Origin of the sequence: Bacteroides sp. 41_26, assembly GCF_949740115.1 — a bacterium.
GTDB lineage: Bacteria > Bacteroidota > Bacteroidia > Bacteroidales > Bacteroidaceae > Bacteroides > Bacteroides nordii.
In genome coordinates, this window is record NZ_CATJGZ010000048.1 from 1 (window position 1) to 1,091 (window position 1,091).

The 1,091-nt window shown below is 42.3% G+C and carries 1 protein-coding gene; it reads right to left on the reverse strand.

Annotated elements, in window-relative coordinates:
• The coding region (locus QX565_RS20630) for a YWFCY domain-containing protein (RefSeq protein ID WP_289291131.1) at positions 1-1,091 on the reverse strand (1,091 nt) is incomplete at both ends.

Sequence of the window (1,091 nt, forward strand, 5' to 3'; positions counted from 1 at the left end):
AGGTTCTTCCGGGTTGTTTATATCCAGTGAAAAATCCTCCCCTGTCATTACCCAATAAAGAGCCGGGCTTATCATACGGGAAAGCGGGATTTTAGCACTTGCAAGCTGACCTTGTAACTGGTCTTGCGCATTGGATTCCCATGCGTCCATGAACGGCGAAAGGTAGTTTTCCAGTTCGGGATAACTGGTTAAAATTGTAAACGTATCGGCATATTTCTTGTTCAGAAATTCAATGGCGTGCGGGAATGTACAATACTTACCACCCTGATAGATTTTCAAAAACCATATTATAGAAGCCAGTAAGATAATAGGACTTTCCACAAAGAAATCCCCTTGTTTGGTTATCCAACTCCTATTCAAATTTAACATGATTGTGTAACTGGCTTCGTAAGCATCCGATATGTCAGTCATAAATGCCGGATTTATCGGGTTACATCGGTGGCTCTTACGTGGGTCGTCAAAATTGATTATGTAAAATTTGGGCTTCACCTTGTATCCGTCCGAATGGTTAAGTAAATGATTGTAGGCTATCTCCGAAAGGTCGGGAAATTTGTAGTCATACAGATACATTGCGAAGCCCTTTTCTATTTGCTGTTTGATAAATTGATTTACGACACAAAAAGACTTCCCACTGCCCGGATTTCCAACAACGATGCACGCACGAAAAATTGCTACAACGTTTATCCATCCATCGTTCCACTTCTTTTTATAGTAGAAACGAGAACGAAGATTTACGGAATATTCGTTTTCTATCAGGCGTGTTTCCTGTGCGAAACTTTCATTCTCCAAATTAAACACATCGTCCATCAGGTTATTTTTCAACAGGCGGGAAATCCATACTCCGGCAGCCAACAATGAAAGATACCCGGCTGTCATGGTAAAGATATACAATGCCGTGTTTGCTACCAGTGGCAACGGCAGAACCAACAGCCACCAGTTCAGGAAGAACAGGATAAAACCGATTGTCAGGAATACATAAATCCTGTTCCATGTGATTTTTTCCTCTTTCACTCCCTTTGTACCCAAACAGGAAAGCGCAAGAGATCGGAAGAGCGTCGTGTAGGGAAAGAGTGTAGATCTCGGTGGTCGCC